The 16,024-nt window shown below is 36.8% G+C and carries 27 protein-coding genes and 1 pseudogene; 1 reads left to right on the top strand and 27 read right to left on the bottom strand.

Going from position 1 to position 16,024, the window contains the following annotated elements; all coding sequences use genetic code 11:
* Window position 1: 1 nt before the first annotated feature.
* The 17 genes from GHI45_RS00135 to GHI45_RS00055 all read right to left on the bottom strand — a co-directional run bounded on the left by GHI45_RS00135 (window position 2) and on the right by GHI45_RS00055 (window position 11,579).
* Window positions 2-2,491 carry a tape measure protein gene (locus GHI45_RS00135; RefSeq protein ID WP_147780785.1) on the bottom strand — a complete coding sequence of 830 codons (2,490 nt, stop codon included), beginning with the start codon at window positions 2,489-2,491 and terminating at the stop codon, window positions 2-4.
* A gap of 5 nt (window positions 2,492-2,496) precedes the next feature.
* Window positions 2,497-2,979, bottom strand: coding sequence for a hypothetical protein (locus tag GHI45_RS00130; RefSeq protein WP_147780786.1), 483 nt, complete (start codon window positions 2,977-2,979; stop codon window positions 2,497-2,499).
* Between the two features lie 45 nt (window positions 2,980-3,024).
* Window positions 3,025-3,300, bottom strand: a complete 276-nt coding sequence (locus GHI45_RS00125; protein WP_147780787.1) for a hypothetical protein — start codon at window positions 3,298-3,300, stop codon at window positions 3,025-3,027.
* A 16-nt stretch (window positions 3,301-3,316) separates the two neighbouring features.
* The gene (locus GHI45_RS00120) at window positions 3,317-3,979 is read right to left on the bottom strand and encodes a capsid protein (RefSeq protein WP_147780788.1); all 663 of its coding nucleotides are present in this window, start codon (window positions 3,977-3,979) and stop codon (window positions 3,317-3,319) included.
* 8 nt (window positions 3,980-3,987) lie between these two features.
* A complete protein-coding gene (locus GHI45_RS00115) occupies window positions 3,988-4,344 on the bottom strand; it encodes a hypothetical protein (RefSeq protein ID WP_147780789.1) in 357 nt (118 codons plus the stop codon).
* Window positions 4,332-4,673: a hypothetical protein gene (locus GHI45_RS00110; protein WP_147780790.1), complete on the bottom strand. Its 342-nt coding sequence runs from the start codon at window positions 4,671-4,673 to the stop codon at window positions 4,332-4,334. Before GHI45_RS00110 ends, GHI45_RS00115 begins: the two co-directional genes overlap by 13 nt.
* On the bottom strand, window positions 4,663-4,977 hold the full coding sequence (locus GHI45_RS00105; RefSeq protein WP_147806231.1) for a hypothetical protein: 315 nt from the start codon (window positions 4,975-4,977) through the stop codon (window positions 4,663-4,665). The genes GHI45_RS00110 and GHI45_RS00105 overlap by 11 nt, the downstream gene beginning before the upstream one ends.
* A complete protein-coding gene (locus GHI45_RS00100) occupies window positions 4,916-5,098 on the bottom strand; it encodes a hypothetical protein (protein ID WP_147780791.1) in 183 nt (60 codons plus the stop codon). Before GHI45_RS00100 ends, GHI45_RS00105 begins: the two co-directional genes overlap by 62 nt.
* A complete protein-coding gene (locus tag GHI45_RS00095; protein ID WP_147780792.1) occupies window positions 5,085-5,366 on the bottom strand; it encodes a hypothetical protein in 282 nt (93 codons plus the stop codon). The genes GHI45_RS00100 and GHI45_RS00095 overlap by 14 nt, the downstream gene beginning before the upstream one ends.
* Before the next feature lie 10 nt (window positions 5,367-5,376).
* Window positions 5,377-6,570: a phage major capsid protein gene (locus GHI45_RS00090; RefSeq protein WP_147780793.1), complete on the bottom strand. Its 1,194-nt coding sequence runs from the start codon at window positions 6,568-6,570 to the stop codon at window positions 5,377-5,379.
* The gene (locus tag GHI45_RS00085; protein WP_147780794.1) at window positions 6,557-7,108 is read right to left on the bottom strand and encodes a hypothetical protein; all 552 of its coding nucleotides are present in this window, start codon (window positions 7,106-7,108) and stop codon (window positions 6,557-6,559) included. The genes GHI45_RS00090 and GHI45_RS00085 overlap by 14 nt, the downstream gene beginning before the upstream one ends.
* Window positions 7,092-8,192, bottom strand: coding sequence for a phage portal protein (locus GHI45_RS00080; RefSeq protein WP_147780795.1), 1,101 nt, complete (start codon window positions 8,190-8,192; stop codon window positions 7,092-7,094). Before GHI45_RS00080 ends, GHI45_RS00085 begins: the two co-directional genes overlap by 17 nt.
* A gap of 9 nt (window positions 8,193-8,201) precedes the next feature.
* On the bottom strand, window positions 8,202-8,486 hold the full coding sequence (locus tag GHI45_RS00075; protein ID WP_147780796.1) for an HNH endonuclease: 285 nt from the start codon (window positions 8,484-8,486) through the stop codon (window positions 8,202-8,204).
* Complete coding sequence (locus GHI45_RS00070) at window positions 8,470-10,098, bottom strand: terminase TerL endonuclease subunit (protein ID WP_147780797.1); 1,629 nt, start codon at window positions 10,096-10,098, stop codon at window positions 8,470-8,472. The genes GHI45_RS00075 and GHI45_RS00070 overlap by 17 nt, the downstream gene beginning before the upstream one ends.
* Entirely contained in the window at window positions 10,082-10,603 is a 522-nt protein-coding gene (locus tag GHI45_RS00065; RefSeq protein WP_147780798.1) for a bacteriophage terminase small subunit, read from the bottom strand. The genes GHI45_RS00070 and GHI45_RS00065 overlap by 17 nt, the downstream gene beginning before the upstream one ends.
* A 194-nt stretch (window positions 10,604-10,797) precedes the next feature.
* Window positions 10,798-10,995 carry a hypothetical protein gene (locus GHI45_RS00060; protein ID WP_147780799.1) on the bottom strand — a complete coding sequence of 66 codons (198 nt, stop codon included), beginning with the start codon at window positions 10,993-10,995 and terminating at the stop codon, window positions 10,798-10,800.
* Between the two features lie 230 nt (window positions 10,996-11,225).
* Entirely contained in the window at window positions 11,226-11,579 is a 354-nt protein-coding gene (locus GHI45_RS00055) for a hypothetical protein (protein ID WP_147780800.1), read from the bottom strand.
* A 459-nt stretch (window positions 11,580-12,038) separates the two neighbouring features.
* Between GHI45_RS00055 and GHI45_RS00050 the strand changes: the two genes are divergently transcribed.
* On the top strand, window positions 12,039-12,188 hold the full coding sequence (locus tag GHI45_RS00050; RefSeq protein WP_153497369.1) for a hypothetical protein: 150 nt from the start codon (window positions 12,039-12,041) through the stop codon (window positions 12,186-12,188).
* A gap of 138 nt (window positions 12,189-12,326) precedes the next feature.
* On the opposite strand, the gene GHI45_RS00045 is transcribed toward GHI45_RS00050, so the two are convergent.
* From GHI45_RS00045 to GHI45_RS00005, 10 genes and pseudogenes are all read right to left on the bottom strand, one after another.
* A complete protein-coding gene (locus GHI45_RS00045; protein ID WP_147780802.1) occupies window positions 12,327-12,677 on the bottom strand; it encodes a DUF1140 family protein in 351 nt (116 codons plus the stop codon).
* The gene (locus GHI45_RS00040; protein WP_147780803.1) at window positions 12,674-12,847 is read right to left on the bottom strand and encodes a DUF1497 domain-containing protein; all 174 of its coding nucleotides are present in this window, start codon (window positions 12,845-12,847) and stop codon (window positions 12,674-12,676) included. The genes GHI45_RS00045 and GHI45_RS00040 overlap by 4 nt, the downstream gene beginning before the upstream one ends.
* Entirely contained in the window at window positions 12,848-13,027 is a 180-nt protein-coding gene (locus GHI45_RS00035) for a hypothetical protein (RefSeq protein ID WP_147780804.1), read from the bottom strand.
* Window positions 13,028-13,225: a hypothetical protein gene (locus tag GHI45_RS00030; protein ID WP_147780805.1), complete on the bottom strand. Its 198-nt coding sequence runs from the start codon at window positions 13,223-13,225 to the stop codon at window positions 13,028-13,030. It lies immediately after the preceding gene.
* Window positions 13,222-13,623, bottom strand: coding sequence for a RusA family crossover junction endodeoxyribonuclease (locus tag GHI45_RS00025; protein WP_147780806.1), 402 nt, complete (start codon window positions 13,621-13,623; stop codon window positions 13,222-13,224). The genes GHI45_RS00030 and GHI45_RS00025 overlap by 4 nt, the downstream gene beginning before the upstream one ends.
* Window positions 13,613-13,870 (bottom strand): hypothetical protein, encoded by a 258-nt coding sequence (locus tag GHI45_RS00020; protein WP_147780807.1) that lies wholly within the window; start codon window positions 13,868-13,870, stop codon window positions 13,613-13,615. Before GHI45_RS00020 ends, GHI45_RS00025 begins: the two co-directional genes overlap by 11 nt.
* Complete coding sequence (locus GHI45_RS00015) at window positions 13,851-14,750, bottom strand: phage replisome organizer N-terminal domain-containing protein (RefSeq protein WP_147780808.1); 900 nt, start codon at window positions 14,748-14,750, stop codon at window positions 13,851-13,853. The genes GHI45_RS00020 and GHI45_RS00015 overlap by 20 nt, the downstream gene beginning before the upstream one ends.
* 15 nt (window positions 14,751-14,765) lie before the next feature.
* On the bottom strand, window positions 14,766-14,960 hold the full coding sequence (locus GHI45_RS00010; protein ID WP_147780809.1) for a hypothetical protein: 195 nt from the start codon (window positions 14,958-14,960) through the stop codon (window positions 14,766-14,768).
* 14 nt (window positions 14,961-14,974) lie between these two features.
* A pseudogene (locus GHI45_RS11340) lies at window positions 14,975-15,313 on the bottom strand (single-stranded DNA-binding protein).
* Window positions 15,310-15,915, bottom strand: a complete 606-nt coding sequence (locus GHI45_RS00005) for an ERF family protein (protein WP_228385973.1) — start codon at window positions 15,913-15,915, stop codon at window positions 15,310-15,312. Before GHI45_RS00005 ends, GHI45_RS11340 begins: the two are co-directional and overlap by 4 nt.
* Window positions 15,916-16,024 lie beyond the last annotated feature (109 nt).

The raw sequence follows: 16,024 nt of genomic DNA, 5'->3' as shown, positions 1-16,024 counted from the left end.
TCTATGCTCTGCCCAAGGCTTGCAAACGTGTCACTTCTCGTGCGATACTCAAAGCACTTTGATTGCCACCGTTGATATTGAAAATATTTTGATTGCTGTTGCTAACAGAAGATACAGAATTTCGTTCTAAGCCACGTATGACATTAGGATTAAAACTCGGGCCACTTACAATGATAGAACCACCAAACAATCCTTTAACCTTATCTGTAACACCCTTAATTTTGTCCGTAATTCCGCTAATTGTACTTGATACTCCACCAAGTACGTTATCGATTGTTTGTTTAACGCCATTAAATATTCTTGAGAAAAAGTCACCAATTCCATTAAAAACACGAGTAATGGCATCATAACCACTCCTAGCAAAGCCACCTACTGCACTAAATACGTTTGATATAGTCGTTTTCACTCCATTGAAAATTCCTGAAAAGAATTGTCCAACCGAATTAAATACACTAGAAATAGCACTCCATGCGTTACTTGCATATCCGCCAAACGTACTAAACACGCTAGAAATTACGTCTTTAACTGCATTAAATATCCCACTAAACCAACTGGCAACAATATTCCATATAGAAACAATCTTATTCCACGCGTTACTAGCAAATTGACCTACGGCTGCAAATACAGAATTCACAACATTCTTTACTGCTTCCCAAATTGGTGTAAAAAATGCGACCAGTCCATTCCATAGAGCTGTCATTCCTTGCCATACAAGTCTAGCGCCAGCCAAAATCAACTGCCAACCTAAATCAAATACTGCTACAACCAAATCAATGATTGCTTTAATTAAATCAGTCAATGGTTGGAAGAATGTTACAATACTATTCACGACATTTTGAACAGTTTCAGTTACCGACGTCCATGCGTTTGTAAACATTTCAACGATACTCGCCCAAAGTTCACCAAACCAAGTGCCAATACCACTGAAAAACGATTTGATATTTTCGACTACTCCACTTACACTATCGACAATAGCTGTCCAAGCGTCTGTACAAGATTTTACAATGTTGTCCCATAACTGTCCAAACCATGTGCCGAGTCCAGCAAAGAACTTCTTTACATTCCCCCATGCACTAATTGCAAAGGCCGTCACTTTATCCCAATTTTTGTACAATAGTACACCGACTGCAACGACCGCAGCGATAATTGCGATAATAGCAATTAACCACGCAAAAGCTACACCGAACGTTACACCGAATACTGCAGTTATAGCGGTCAATGCTGACATTACTATACTAAATGTTTTAAAAGCAGCGACCACCGCAACAACCGCAGCCACTAATGCGATTATCGCATCCGCATTTTTGACAATAAAATCAGTCACTTTTGTGATGTTATCAAGAATTTTAGGCAAATTACTAGCGACTTGATTGATTATTTTTGTAACAAGAGGTGTTATTTTATCGAGTGAAGGAAGTAATGCGATTGAAATTGTTTCATTCAAGCTAGCCATTGCATCATCAATCGTTTCAACACCACCACCGCTTGATTGCCCCATTTTTGCAAGAGCTTTGTCAAGCATATCAACAGAAATAGCTCCCTTTTCGCTTGCCCCAGCAAAAGAACCATACTTAGCAAGTGCTGGATTCATTTCCATAACAGTCGATTTCAATGCAGAACCTAAAGCCGTATTGTTATCAGTCAGTTGATTGATATTTTCAGCTGTAACCTTACCTGCTGCACTCATTTGACTATAAGCTTGTACTACTCCTGTTAAGTCTTCAGAAGTACCACCGAAAGCTTGGTTTGCCTTAACGATATTGCTTACTTTAGCACTTGCAGTTTCTGCATTATTTCCCAATCCAATGAATGTTGAAGCTAGTTTTAAAGTATCTTCAGTGTTTGCATTCGTATCGGTAGCCAAAGTTTGCATTTGTTTAGAAAGCGAAGTGAAATCTTTCTCATTTCCCTTGAATTTCATTACATTTTGTAGTGAAATCATTGCTTTTTGAGTTGCTTTTGTATCACTTATCCAACCACTAAAAGCATTTCCGATTGAATTAGTTATGTTTGAACCAATTTGACGGAACACACCGACCGCAACTTCACGCAAAGCGCTGAAATTGTTTCTTAAACTTTTTAACTTACTTTCAGAGTCCGATGTTTGTAGTTTTACATTAAAGTTGCCACTTTTAATCGCACCGTCAACACTTTGAATATCTTTTTCAAGATAACCAGCTTTCAGTTGTGCATCCTGGATATCTTTTGAAAGCTTGATAAACTTCTTCTGCCCATCAGGTGTCGTCTTATCGACTCCAGAAAGTTCTTTCTTGAGCGTACTTAACTTGGCTTTTGTTTGTTCTAACTGTTGCGTGTAATTCTTTTGCAACTGTGTCATTTTAGACACGTTACTTGGATCAAACTTTAAGTCTTTACGCAACTGACTTGCTTCGCCTTTTAAAGCGGACATCGCACTATTGATACCCTTTAAGCTGTTCTCAAACTTAGCCGTATCACCATATATATCAATTTTAAATTTAGCATCAGCCATTTATATTAAAGTCCTTTCTTTTTATTTTTCTTTCTTGCTTTTTCTTTTTTCTCATTAGAAAGCTCTAATATTTCGGAAACAACTTCAATATTCATGTCCAGAAATTGAGTTAAATCAATATCACTACCAATAATTGACGATACTAAATTAAGTGTCATGTTTTCGCCTTTAACTTTTTTTCTTAAATGGTTGTCTGAAAGTTCTAAAACAGAATTATCTTCCTTTTCTTCTTTTGGCACTGATTGCGTATATTTTTTTATCAAAAAATGAACATCGTCAAAGTCCATATCGTCAGTTTTAAGTTCATTACTTTCATCAACATATAATTGACCTAATCGAGTCGCAAACGTTGCTAGGACTTCCGTATAATCGTCATACACATGATTGAACTCAAACATAGCACGTTGATATTCGGCAAACTTTTTCAAGTCGGTTAAATAGTCAGCACCAGTAAGCTCATAATATCGAATTGCCTGTCTTAATTTCATAATACCTCCAAAAAAACGAGAACTTACTGCCCTCGCTTTCTAATCTTAGGCATTATTTGGTGCAAAACGTGTCATAAGTTCTTCCAAAGTTTGCCCATCTGTGTTAAATTCTTTTGATTTATCAAAATCAGCAAACAAAGAACGTGCTTTTTGCAAATCTTTTTCTTCGTAGGTCAAATACAAACCGTAATGAAGAAAATCTTGCAATTCAGTCATGCCGTCAAAGTCGCCTTCTGATGCTTTCTTTAGTTCATTAAATTTTTTATAAATATCCACGCCAGTAACTAGTTTAAAACGCTGTGCAGTTGATAGTTGTTTCATAATACCCACCTTCTAATTATTCTGTGGTTCCAGCAGTCAATACCGTGTCAGGCATGAATACGAATGGAGTTGTAGAGAATTTTTTTTCAAATAGGTCTACATTATCGCCATTGATTGTAAATTCTTGTTGTGCTGGTTTATAGCCTTTGTCTGTGTAGTTATCAGTTGCTGTTGCTTGAATAGCGAGCGTATATTGAATTGGGTCTACACCGTCAGAGCTATCCGTTTCACTTTCAAAACTTAATTCTGCAGTTGCTTGAACGTTTGGTAAGACTTGAATTTTATAACCCTTTTCAATAGTCCCGTCTGCTTTTTTCGTTTGCGTACGTTGCACATATTGAATGATACGATTTGGATATTGCCCAGTTTGCACGTAACCAAGACCATTAGAAGCTTCAACTTGCCCAAGCAGTTCTTCTTTAAGTGCCTCATCTGTTTGTAAAAACACAAGTTCGCCATTTAAGAGTGTTGCACCTTTTTTTGTTGCGTGGTCTGCAACATCATCAGCTGGATAATTTTGTACTTCTGCTTGGTCTTCCATTGCACCAACTGAAACTAATCCAGTTAGCACTTTAATAGATTCAGTGTCAACTTGTCCTGATTCATTGAATTTAGCAACTACTAGTGCCTCATTCCCCCATGTAATCGAACGTTCGCCGTATTTTACATTTAATCCCATTTTTTCTCCTATATCTTGATTTGATTAACGTACATTTTCGCACGTTTTAACGTTTGATCTACCGCTTTGATACCAGCCTTTTCAACTAAGAAATACATACCGTGATATGATTTACCACCGTAGCTCCCACGTGTTCCAGCATCGACTGTTGTATGGTCACCTTCTTTTTTGATAGCTATCATTCTAGCGAGTTGGCCCGTATTTCTGTATCGATATACCTTACCTGAACGAATACGAACCTTCCTAGCACGACCTGATGCGACTTGCGCATTAGCTTTTAGATCATTGTAAATAAACTCTGACATTTGCTTTTCGATTTCGTCACTATATTCCTTTGTGATAGCTGAAATATTCATTCCGTCCATAGGTCAACATCTCCACCAACTGGAATATAAACCAAGCCACTGTAAACATATAGCTTTGTAGTCTCGTCCCAGTTTTGATAATTCATTCCGTTTTGTAATTCAACAGACAACTTTTTGACTGCAATGCTATCCACTGCATCAACTGAAAGAACGAGATTGATCCAGTAACCAACGGTCATAGAAAAGTCATCACTTCCAACATTTTTAGTCCTTTGAAGTGAAAGATAAAGCGTATCTTTTTCAATAGTAGGTTTTACACCAAAGACAATATCTTTAATGGGTAAAGTATCAATGAATTTCAAAAAGTGGGCATAATCGTTAAATTCCATTTGCTAACACTCCTTCTATCGTCCATTCGTTACGATTTAGGCTTTCTTGAAGTGATTGGACTAGATATTTTTTTCCTTTTTCATCATAGAAATAGGTAAAATTAAGATCAGCTAACTCTCCCAAGTTGTAAATCGTATATCGGTATGTTCGTGATAGGCCTTGCATACTGAAATTGTCTAATCGGCTTTGTGAGACACGCTCTTTTTTAGCAGCAAATACATACGTTTTTTCAATTTCTTTTTCAGTCTTGTTTGGCTGTTTTTCTAGCACGAGGTTTACGAGTTTTAGTTGTGTGGTCCTCATTCGCTTCCTCTCCTACTTTTTCATAAAACTTCAATTGATTGCCAGCCACCGAATTTACTTTGGTGCCAGCAATCACGTAAGCACCATTTTCGTTAATATATGTTTGTTTAGCCCTGTACATCGTCAGTACCTCCGTAAGTTAGTAAATTGATAAACACTTGAAGCCGTTTTTGTTCGATTTCAGTGAAGTTTTTCGTTGGTTCAGGTAAGTAGTAAAGTCTGCAATAGGTCGATATAAAGCCCTTAACAGTGCTATTAGTCTCGTCTGTAGAAACACCAGCAACTGTTAAAACTCCGAGGGCTTGCGACCGTAAAAGTTCCAGATTTTCGTTATAAATAGTTACTTCTTGCGGAATTTGACAAAAAGTTTTAATGTAATCTAGTTCCATTTATTGCTCCTTAAGCTGTAGCAACTGTAATATCTGCAGCACCGTACATTTTTTCGATGTGCCCTGCAGAAAGTGACTCAATTAGAATGGCATTTTCATTTGTTTTCCATTCAAACGCTTCAACACGACTGAGGCTTTCCATATCAACGTGGTATGCATTAGTTACGAGAACTGTTGGTTTAATTGCTTTAGTTCCTGTGTAAATAATGAGTTTGTCAACACCGACTTCACTTGCAATCTCAGCATCATCATTCTTAATTCTTGTATGCTCGTTTCCTGGCAAGGCACGGAGTTCTTTAAGAATAGCTTTCCGTTGCTCAGTTGTAACAATGAGATTTTTTACTCCTGCTTGTTTTCGAACAAAATCTGCTGCATCTTCGATCCCGTCAACAAGAGTTGTTGCACTGGAAATATGTTTTACAAATCCTTCACGATCATCTGTTGCGATAGCCTTAAATCCATTAGACCCATTACCTTCAATTAATGCCAAATCAACAACTTTATTCACAATCATTTGAGTGAGTTCTTTAACTACTAAATCATGGAGTTGAGCATAATCATTTGTCAATCGTTTCGCTTTTTCTGAAACTTGAGATGCCATATAAATAAGTTGTGGGTCGATAGTTGATGTTGTTACAGTTGCAACTTGCACTTCTTTCACTGTCCCTTCGACATGGACTTGTGCTTCGTCATTCGATTCAAAAGTGCTAGATACAATTAGAGCCCCCATGCTAGTCACACGAAAAAGAGGGAATACATCATTCGTATTGAGGAGATTTGTTTGAATATCTTCAACAATTTTCTTTGGAAGTTGGAGCGTTTCATCAACGATTGTCACGCCATTTTTAACGAGATTATCCTTCCAGTTCTTTGCGATTTCCGATTTATTTGAATTTCTGAGTAAGTTGAAAAAGTCAGTTTCAGATTTTTTAGTGTTCAAGTATGGAGTTTGTTTCATTGCGTTTTGTCCTTTTCCTTCGTCTTCGTCTTCATCCAAATGATCGAGTTTGCCAGCAACTTCTGAAATATCTACGCCAAGATCATCAGCGATTTTTTGAATTTTACTGTTGATTTCTTCGATTTCTTTGTCAAGTTCTTCGCCAGCCTTAGCATTATTTGTTTTTGCCATTTCTGCAATTTTTTCTTGCTTCAATTTAGCTAGTTCAAGTACTTCATTATTGATTTTTTTATCAAATGCATTCATATTTTTCTTTTAGCTCCTTTAGCTTTCTAGCGTTTTTAATCGCTTCTTCTTTTTTGTTTTGCAATTCATCAGATAAGCCATTTTTTGTGATGCTAGTATTTGCATCGGCTCCAACAGAAACAATTGAAAGCTCCGCAAATGTTGCTTGTTCGATATCTAACACGAATGTGTCATTGAAATCGCCTTTATCTACGTAGTATGAGACAGAAACTTCTTTGAAAGCTCCGTCCGCAATGGCCTGTTCCAATTTTTCAGCCCCTTTATAAAATCCAAAATCGGCTTCATAAATTTCTTCTTCTGAATTGAAATAAGGCTTTGCCCAACCAATTAAACCGTCAATAGATTGGTCATTGTGTTGATACAATAAGGGATAAACTTCACGTTTAAATTCAATGACATTGCCTTTTAAGTTGTATCCGTTGCTATTTACTTCATTTATATGAGCAATAACCGCATGGTAAGTATTCTTTACCTCACCAATATCTTCATCGTTTTTTGAATTGACGACAATTTTAGCAGTATTAGTTACTTTCTCCATCTGTCTCCTCTGTTTTTGTGACATTTTTTGCAGTGGTTGAATTCAAATTAACAAAGAATTCATCTCCACCTTCGATAGGTGCAAGGCCATAGAAACCACGTTCCTCATTTTGTTGAGCAATTGGTGTATTGGTATTGGCTTGCGAGAATTTAATAAGCTGATCTAAGCTAGCAAACTTCATGACATTCGTATTGACTACAATACGTTGGTATGTCTGCTTGCCTTCTCGCCTAATGCGCTTATAAGAGCTGATAAGCTTATATGTCAGCTCTCGTTCCAACTGCTCTAAAAGGACTGCTATTGTATTCGCACGAAAGGCTGTGTTTTCTTCTTCTGTAGCTGTACCAAGTAAAACTTTCTCGCTGATACCATATCCTGAAAGAATTTCAGACTTGATAAAATCCATTTCTTCTTGGGTAATCACGCTATAAGAGTTATTAAGCTCAAAAATATCTGTTTTAGCATCTAAAACGCCAATCCCATTGAATTCTCCAACTTCTTGAAAAGTTTCTAGGGTTTGATTTACCTTTTGTTTAAAAGCTTCTTTGCCTTGGTCGAATGAACCGTTTATTTTCAAGAATGCACGTGTTTTATTGGTCGCAAGTTTTTCATAAACACTGGTCAAGATGTTATCCAATAAGCTTGTGCCATTGTCACTATAGAAAGGACTAACCAAATTTACTGTTTCATCTAGCTTGTATTCTTCATCTCCGACAATAATTAGGCTAATAAATGAACCTTTCGTGTCAAAAATTGGTTTCAAGTGAACGTATTTGTTATTCAACATTTTCACAACGACATCATTCCAAAATTCAGTCGTATTGTAATGTTCTTTTGGCGCCCAATTCAAAACTTCATCAATATCAGTTCCTGTCAAAATTCTGCTAAAGTCATATCCATTTGAATTAACTGTGTATTCAACGTGATTGAAATAGCTTTTTGAAATCTCATTGGCTATCCGATGTTGAATATTTAAAATGAAGTTAGATGTGAAATTTGTAGTTGCATTTTGCCATGATACACGTTGTGTTTTTTTGTCAATTCGACCTCTAAATATCTTTACAATGTTTTGATAAATTCCCATGTGTCTCCTCTAATAGAACAACCGTTTTCCATTTTTTCGGTACTCCCTTGTTTTTCTAACGTGGCATTCATGACACAGTAACTGTAAATTGTCAGGATTATAAGCTACTTCCCAATCGTCCACATTTTGCCAATTTAACTCCGTGATATGGTCAACTTCATAGCGTTCAGCTTGATAATCTCCACATTTTTGGCAAGTCATCATGTCACGTTCTCGAATAGCATTTCGTAAACTCAACCATTTCTTAGAACTGTAAAAGCCACTTTCACGAACTGTTTCAGCGTTCCTGTTCATCTAATACAAACACCTCCAATGCCATTGTAAGAGCCACAACAGGGTCAATCTTTTCTTTGTCCAATAGTTTGGTGTACATGATATCCTTTGAAATACCGATTTTCACAGCAACATTCATCAAAGACCATTCCATGAGCTTTTGATTATGAACCAGGGTCTTACTATCAATATTCATTTTGAATAACTTGATATAGTCAGACATTGCGAAACCTTGACGAATCGCCTTTTGATTATCTCCATCTTTATCAAAGAAGAAAATATCAATCAAGTGCTTCAACATCTCGTAACGTGCTGGGTCATAAGCTATTTTTTGGAAGTAACAAGAATGCTTATTCTTAAAGTCTTGGATAACTGGTATTAAATCGTTCACATCGATATATTCGCTGTCTAATACTTTCAAACTGCCTTCGTCTATAAAGGTCTCGTACAATTCTTTCGTGTCATTGTCCAAGTTTTCATATTGGCGCTTGACCATAAAGGCAAACGTTTTTGAGTATCTCACTCCGTCTTTTTCTGTCATGAATGCGACAGCTGTCAAGTCTCCAACCAATGAAAGGTCAATGCCAACATATACTGGTGCATTATCAAACACCACTTCATCAAATTGAGTTCTAATCGCTTCATCATTAGAGAAATAATGTGTAACATCATTCATTTGAATGCCCATGTTGTAGGCCAAGAACTTGGTTTGTAAGGCAGGGTCTCCCATGCTTAGATTGTATTCAGCCTCAACGTTTGACAGCAACGGCAAATGCCCAAGCAGTGGTAACGCCATACTCCAGTTGCTTTTGTCTTTCACTTGCTCAATATTCTCTAACTTATAGAGCAAACCAAAACTACGATCATTGTTAAATTCTTCATCACTAGTAAAGCGGTCAATCATCTTGTCATACAGGCCATTACGAGTCATTCCACCTGAAGTGATGTAAACGGACTGCCAATTTTTTTGCTTGGCACGCGAGCCTTTGTTGACAGCTTCTGTGATGTCATCTTTATAAGTGTGAACTTCATCAAAGACATTTAAACTAGTATCTCCACCTTGCGCCCTATTCACATCATTTGTCTGCTTGAAGAACTTCGCCTGAGTTGGTGCATATTCTAAGCCAATCTTTGTACTTTTAAACTGCTTGACGTTATTTAAAGCATGAAATAGGGGGCTTGCTTGCGATTGTATTCTAACCTGGTCATAAACCTGTCTCGCTTGTTTGTTGTCGTAAGCAATAATTTGGGCTTCACCGCCATAAACTCCGCCCCATAATAGCCAATGCGTTGGTCTAGTTGCAATATATGAACTTTTACCACTCCCACGACCCATGTTAAGAAAGAACTCATTCGTAAGCTGCACTTGGTCGCCTTGTTCGTCAATCATGTCATAGCCAATCATCAACTCGGCCCACCATTTTTGAGGCGGCAACAATGTTATTTTTCGTAAATCACCTTTGGTTAAATAAAAATTGTCTTCTGTGAAAGCGATGTACTGTTCGATACGATCCAAACGATAAATATATTTTGAGTGAATTCGATTTTGTTTTTCAATCTCTCTTAAAATATATTTGTTCAACTTTTTGTCTTCACTTTTGACCCATTCAAGCATCTCATTGAGGTATTTCATCGCCACCTCCTTGGAAATTCTCTGGTCGATACTGCTTAAGACTTAATGCAATATCTTTCAGTTCATCGTTGCCTTGATTATCAAGTTCCAAACGCTTGAATTCTGCATAGTTCCATTTTTCAGGATTACCAGCTTTCAATGTGAACATCACAGCGAGTGTATCTGGTGGGAATTCTTTTGTTTTAACTTGCTTACTGATTAAAGTTTCATTTCCATCTTCATCGTAATTGTAGTTAAAGATTTCTTCCCTGTTTACTCCTCCTTGAAGTTTCTTCATCAGCCCATTCTCTGCACTTTTAAGAGCGACACCAACACTTTTAGCTTTAGCTTTCTTATAATCCAAAGCATGCTCATCTTTCCACTTTTTGAAAGTCGCATTCGATATTTTAAGCTCTTTATAAATGTCTTTGTCATAATATCCTTCAGAAACGAGTTCGAGGATTTCTTCAGTCGTCTCAGGGCTATTTAATATTTCTAATTTCGACTCTCTAGCTAACTGAATCACCTCCTTTTCTAAACTTTCTCTTTTTTAAGGATATTTTTAATCATAGTTTGAAATTGTTTAGCTATTCCTAACTGATTATGCAAAGTCTCAAAAACTTCTTTTTGTATTTTTGGGAGGTTTTTACGAAGGACACCCTACCGCCTAAATACCCCTCTTGAAATATAAAATAGGGGGGGTTAAAAAAATTTTTGAAATTATTTTTTATTCTTTAATTCTTCTATTTCTTTTTTTAATAGGAAAATTTCTTGCTTTGCTATATGATTGCTAGCATTTGTATTCTTTAACGATTGATGTTCAAAATATAAATCAGTTAACCAAAAAGAAAGCTTTAAAATTGACATCATTAAATAGCAAGCGCCAGCGCAAGCCAAGACTAAAATGAATACTTCCATTTAACACCTCCATATAGCAAGCTAAGGAATCGAACCTTAACCTTAATCATGTGTAATAACCAGACTTGCTGCCGAACTCCAAAGCACTAATCACCAATGTTTGTCTGCTTGTGTTCATGTATTAATTATCTCAAGTATCGCAAGGGCTGACGTCTCATCTTTCAATCATTAATGTCTCATCTATCAATCAAGTTTTCGGTCAAAACAAAAAGAGCTACAATCGTAACTCCTCATCTAATACCTGACCATTCAGCAATGGTTGCTTTGAATTCACTGTACCTACGATAGATGGTTGCTTTACTCAATAGGACTTCCTGTTCTATTTCCCATTGTTGCATGTTCTCGCCCCACCTCAATTCACATATCTGTTTTGCTTCTGGATAAGCGCAGTACCAAACATCAATCTGTTGCCTGTAGAATGTGAGTTCAGCTAGTGTTCTATCCTCAGCAATTAACTTGTCAACATCTAAGCCATAAGCCATAGCATTATACTTTAGTTTGTTTTTAATAGACATGATTTGTTTATCCATATTGCCATTAACATAATCACGTATCAGACTATCTAACTTATCAATCTTACCCACAAATACTGCTCTCCTTATGTTATAATAGTATTAACGAATACTTAAGGAGAAGCCCATTGCCGTGGGCTTTTTTTCATGTCTTCCTTTTCGATACCACATAAATTAAAGTTATCCCTACAATCAAAGCAGATATCCATAATGGCAATGCAAGTAGTAAGCACATAAATAAGAATGCAATTACAACTGATATAATCGCCAATGCAAATTTCATTGCGTTCACTTCTTATCCTCCGTAATATTCGATGTATAAGCGAACCATACTGACAATGCAATGGTAACTATCCACTCCGAAGGTGTCGCATTTTCAAAAAACTTATCCATAACAACATATATCCCCATTCCTAAAAACATAAAAACAATAAAATTATTTAAGTAACCCTTTAACTCCTTGTTTCTTCGTCTCACTTCTTGTCCTCCCTGCTGTCAATATAGATAACGATATTCAGTACTATAATAGCAATGCCTGCGACTATCCATAGTACCGTCTCAACCATTCACCTTCTCCTTGCACTCATCACACAACACATTCCGTGGCACGGCCATGCGCTCACCAATGTGTTCATCATCAATCGTTCTGATGTCCGAACAGTTGGAGCATTTAAATATTAGTTTGCTCATCTAATCTCCATTTCCATTCGTACAAGTATTTCGTTTTCTAGTTGACGAATACTCTCAACGCTCTCACGTTTTTCAACTTCTTCAATTAGTCTAGTCGTAAGCCATTTGTTGCTTACACTTTTTAATACGTTATTGCCTAGCACCAGTGTCCTCAACTTTCCCTCTTAATCCATACTTCTTCATTGTCCTAGGGTACTTATCCACAAAGCTCAATCCGTCCTGGTGCAATCTACTTGACCAATGAAACAGTCTATCCATTTCAGCGAGTGTGTCTAATCTACGGTACATTTCACTGATATAGAATTCTGCATTGCCTACCGACTTCCAGTGAGCTGATGTCTTTACTGAGTGGCCGTTGCTAGCTAACTCATGTGCTTTGTTATCCGCTTTTTCTTTCTTCAGGATCAGATTTTCAGTTTCTTTGAATATGATTTTTAGCAAATGAGTTTGATAGTCCTGCACGATTGTTTCGGCCGTCATTTCTTCGCTCCTAACTCTGTAATTCTCTTATGAAAATCAGCTTGAAATTCTCGATTAAATTGACTTTCACTCGCTTTTTCAAGTTCTTTCATTTTGATTTCTTTTGGTGCATTGCTACTTGCAAGAATACTTATCCGTCTTGCTTCATTTCGTCTATCGTAATATGCCATTTACTCTCCCATCCATTCAGCCAGTGTTCTAAATAACTGAACGTGATTTAAGCTCATTAGAGCCGTTTTGCCTTCGTTCGGTATAACTTTACCTGTTTCACATTCAAAGCGTGTGAGCATTGTTTTTTTGACTTGTGAAACGTTTCTGACAATGCAATAGTTATCGAATCGTTCAAACATTTAATTCCACACCTCATACCCATTCTCTACGCTACAGAAATCAAACGTAAGCTCGTTCATGATTTCTTTAAACATTCTATCGTCCATCTCGTCTAACTCTCTTAGACGGCGAAATATTAGCCTGTCGTCTATCGTTACTACTGAACTGTCTCCATGTTGCTTGATGAATGATTTGACAGCTTCATTTAGCTCTTTCATTCCGTCTCCTTTAGTTCTTCAATTTCAATCGTGATCACATTCTTTTCGCTATGAAACTTCTTAGCTTCTAAACAAGCAATTTGGCTGTCATCTTCGTAGTAGTTTAGCTTTGTCATGAAGTCCTGTAAATTCTTCATGAGGTTGTCTAAGTCAGGCCGTGTTGTTTTCCATTGCCACCACTTTTTCTTTTGTTTAATCGCAAAGTGAAAGGTCACAGACAGCTTGATTGGTACTGGTTTTAGAAACGATGTACCAGGCTTGTTATCTACCAACTTTTGAAGCAGTTCTGTGTTGTCCGTTCCCTTACGGTTGTAGAATATCGGCTTGCCATTCCGCCAGCTAATCCCTTTTTGTTGTTGCGTTGTGGGCATTTTATCTAATTCAAAGCTAAACTTCATTTAATGCCCTCTGCTTCAATCCCTCTACCGTTTCACTCCCATCTTGTAGTTCAGTGATGTCACTTGTCTGAATACCCAGTAGCGTTGAAAGAAAGTGTCCTGGATTAACTCCACCGTACTCTTTCATTGACCACTTAGCATATCTGAAATATTGATCTAATGTTGGCTTTGCAAAACCCTCACAGAATTTGATAAACTCATTTCCTGCATCTTCTGACATAATCCAATCAATCCCACTCGATGCCATATTTGACCTTCAATTCTTTCTTTCGTTCTTCTGATAGTTCAGTTGACTCTGTTTCGTTGGTATTTGACCATTCAGGAGCTGGCTTAACAAGCTTGTTACTTGTTGGCTTGTTAGTTGATGGCTCAGTATTCAAATACTTATCAAACTTACTTCCAAATAGTGTGTCTGGCTTTAGGTAAGCTTCAGCTGACTTACCGTTACTGAAAACTATCCCTTGCCATTCCTTGCACATATTATCAATCACTTTCTTAAACTCATCTACTCTATAGCCTTCGTTCCATCTAGCTTTAATCAGCTTTTTGTTAGCTGTTGCTTTATTGCTAAACTTCTTACCAGTTTTTTCATTCAGATAATCAATAATTTCAGTATAAGGAACAACATCGTTGGGCTTGCCCGACATAGTAGTATTCTTTTCTTCTTCTTTTCTATTCTTATCTATTCTTATCTTATCTGTTGCGTGACTGTCACGTGACGTCACGTGACTATCTAACGCTTGAATTTTCTCTCGTTGCTTTTGCTTTCTTAAGCGATTTTGCTCACGGATTTTATCCATTCCATCAATATTTTGGTGCTTTTCCCAGTTATTGATAGCGATATATGAATTGTCATAGACATCAATCATTCCATAGTTTTTAAATGTCATCAGAGCCAATCTAACAATGCTAATAGGTCTGTTGCATAAAGCTGCTATCATCTCATCTGTATATGGAATGTGATTGCTAAGATAAACCAATCCTGAGTCATTTGTTTTGCCTGCTAGGCTCAACAGATAAACCCAAATTCTAAAGATTGCATCATTCTCAGGGAGCTTATCAATAAGCTTCATCTTTTCATCATCAAAGATGTTGACATTCAATTTAATCCAACTTATTTCTGCCAATTTAGCTCCTTTCTTTTATTCTAAGAATGAATACCATTGATATGCATTCTTCCTTTGTGTCATACCATCTTCTCGTCTTTGCTTAAAGTGTGATATTTTACTGTAAACACAGTTGATAGAAATTTTAAACTCGTTTGCCACCTCTCGAGGAGTTCCGCAAGTGATAAATTCTTCATCACGATAAACACAAACTAATGTAGTTCTTGCCATGACCACTCTCCTTTTTAGAATGGTAGATCAGCATCATCAATTTCTACCTCTGTTCCTGAAATTGGTGCAGATTTAGCTTGAGGTTTGCCACCTGGTTTATACATTCGTTCAACTGTTGGAAATACAAAACTGTTATTTAAATAGTTCCCATCTTGCTTTTGTTCAACTCGACCACTTATGGTTAATGTGTCACCAACCTTTACAGCGAAATTAATAAATGCTGAAGCGTATACTCATTTCCCAGTGGAGTCTTTTACAATAGGAACGCTAACGACTTGCTTTTCCCCATTTTTAGTATTGATTGTTCTGGTATTTTTTTCGTTTAATTCTGTAGTTACTGTGATTATGCTCATTTTTTCTCCTCAATCCATGCGGCGATTTGTTTAATCGCTTCTATTTTTGCAAGTTTATTCCACTCCAATATTTTTTCCATTGGAGCGTTTAATTCATTAGCTTTTTTTAATGCTCGCTCAAGTTGTTCGTTTGCTTTTTCTTCTTTTCTATTCCCGTCAGATTTTGAAATAGGAGTCTCGTTATTATTGGTATTTTGTAAATCATCTATATCATTCTCACCAATTGCAAATAAGCCTTGTAATGCATATTTTCTAGCGTAGGAACTTACAGCGCCAGTCCATTGCGGTTTTTGCATTTGCTGTTCCCCTGACTTTTCAAAAATAGGAACTTGATCGTGTTCAGAATATCCTAAGGCAGTATAGCTTTCGGTTCCATTTGAAACTATTGCTGTTGATTCTACAAATAGACGTCCTAAAATTTCATATAGTTTATCACTAACAATTAGCGTCCAATCGCTATTCAATGATTTAAAATGCTCGTAAATTTGCTCTGCATTTCGGTAATAGTAGTTCGTCTGCCCACTGTGATTTTTAACTGATTTATTTTTCCCAATTTGCATTTCTCTTTGCAGTTCTGGAAAAGTCATTTTTTCTTTTTCCATGTGTGCTCCTAGTTATCCCATTTAATCGCTTGTGCTTTTGGCTTCTCAACAATATATGGCTCAATATCTTGATAAATGGAGTCACCATATTTCTTTTGTAATTGAAGAA

Origin of the sequence: Lactococcus sp. dk101, from assembly GCF_009601055.1 — a bacterium.
Lineage (GTDB): Bacteria > Bacillota > Bacilli > Lactobacillales > Streptococcaceae > Lactococcus.
The sequence above is the reverse complement of the archived record's forward strand: the minus strand, read 5'-3'. Positions and strand labels throughout refer to the sequence as shown.

What these genes read in the sequence shown, in the direction of transcription:
- GHI45_RS00135 (WP_147780785.1), bottom strand. Translation starts at nt 2,491, where the DNA reads ATGGCTGATGCTAAATTTAAAATTGATATATATGGTGATACGGCTAAG.
- GHI45_RS00130 (WP_147780786.1), bottom strand. Translation starts at nt 2,979, where the DNA reads ATGAAATTAAGACAGGCAATTCGATATTATGAGCTTACTGGTGCTGAC.
- GHI45_RS00125 (WP_147780787.1), bottom strand. Translation starts at nt 3,300, where the DNA reads ATGAAACAACTATCAACTGCACAGCGTTTTAAACTAGTTACTGGCGTG.
- GHI45_RS00120 (WP_147780788.1), bottom strand. Translation starts at nt 3,979, where the DNA reads ATGGGATTAAATGTAAAATACGGCGAACGTTCGATTACATGGGGGAAT.
- GHI45_RS00115 (WP_147780789.1), bottom strand. Translation starts at nt 4,344, where the DNA reads ATGGACGGAATGAATATTTCAGCTATCACAAAGGAATATAGTGACGAA.
- GHI45_RS00110 (WP_147780790.1), bottom strand. Translation starts at nt 4,673, where the DNA reads ATGGAATTTAACGATTATGCCCACTTTTTGAAATTCATTGATACTTTA.
- GHI45_RS00105 (WP_147806231.1), bottom strand. Translation starts at nt 4,977, where the DNA reads ATGAGGACCACACAACTAAAACTCGTAAACCTCGTGCTAGAAAAACAG.
- GHI45_RS00100 (WP_147780791.1), bottom strand. Translation starts at nt 5,098, where the DNA reads ATGTACAGGGCTAAACAAACATATATTAACGAAAATGGTGCTTACGTG.
- GHI45_RS00095 (WP_147780792.1), bottom strand. Translation starts at nt 5,366, where the DNA reads ATGGAACTAGATTACATTAAAACTTTTTGTCAAATTCCGCAAGAAGTA.
- GHI45_RS00090 (WP_147780793.1), bottom strand. Translation starts at nt 6,570, where the DNA reads ATGAATGCATTTGATAAAAAAATCAATAATGAAGTACTTGAACTAGCT.
- GHI45_RS00085 (WP_147780794.1), bottom strand. Translation starts at nt 7,108, where the DNA reads ATGGAGAAAGTAACTAATACTGCTAAAATTGTCGTCAATTCAAAAAAC.
- GHI45_RS00080 (WP_147780795.1), bottom strand. Translation starts at nt 8,192, where the DNA reads ATGGGAATTTATCAAAACATTGTAAAGATATTTAGAGGTCGAATTGAC.
- GHI45_RS00075 (WP_147780796.1), bottom strand. Translation starts at nt 8,486, where the DNA reads ATGAACAGGAACGCTGAAACAGTTCGTGAAAGTGGCTTTTACAGTTCT.
- GHI45_RS00070 (WP_147780797.1), bottom strand. Translation starts at nt 10,098, where the DNA reads ATGAAATACCTCAATGAGATGCTTGAATGGGTCAAAAGTGAAGACAAA.
- GHI45_RS00060 (WP_147780799.1), bottom strand. Translation starts at nt 10,995, where the DNA reads ATGGAAGTATTCATTTTAGTCTTGGCTTGCGCTGGCGCTTGCTATTTA.
- GHI45_RS00050 (WP_153497369.1), top strand. Translation starts at nt 12,039, where the DNA reads ATGCCTGCGACTATCCATAGTACCGTCTCAACCATTCACCTTCTCCTT.
- GHI45_RS00045 (WP_147780802.1), bottom strand. Translation starts at nt 12,677, where the DNA reads ATGACGGCCGAAACAATCGTGCAGGACTATCAAACTCATTTGCTAAAA.
- GHI45_RS00040 (WP_147780803.1), bottom strand. Translation starts at nt 12,847, where the DNA reads ATGGCATATTACGATAGACGAAATGAAGCAAGACGGATAAGTATTCTT.
- GHI45_RS00035 (WP_147780804.1), bottom strand. Translation starts at nt 13,027, where the DNA reads ATGTTTGAACGATTCGATAACTATTGCATTGTCAGAAACGTTTCACAA.
- GHI45_RS00030 (WP_147780805.1), bottom strand. Translation starts at nt 13,225, where the DNA reads ATGAAAGAGCTAAATGAAGCTGTCAAATCATTCATCAAGCAACATGGA.
- GHI45_RS00025 (WP_147780806.1), bottom strand. Translation starts at nt 13,623, where the DNA reads ATGAAGTTTAGCTTTGAATTAGATAAAATGCCCACAACGCAACAACAA.
- GHI45_RS00020 (WP_147780807.1), bottom strand. Translation starts at nt 13,870, where the DNA reads ATGGCATCGAGTGGGATTGATTGGATTATGTCAGAAGATGCAGGAAAT.
- GHI45_RS00010 (WP_147780809.1), bottom strand. Translation starts at nt 14,960, where the DNA reads ATGGCAAGAACTACATTAGTTTGTGTTTATCGTGATGAAGAATTTATC.
- GHI45_RS00005 (WP_228385973.1), bottom strand. Translation starts at nt 15,915, where the DNA reads ATGGAAAAAGAAAAAATGACTTTTCCAGAACTGCAAAGAGAAATGCAA.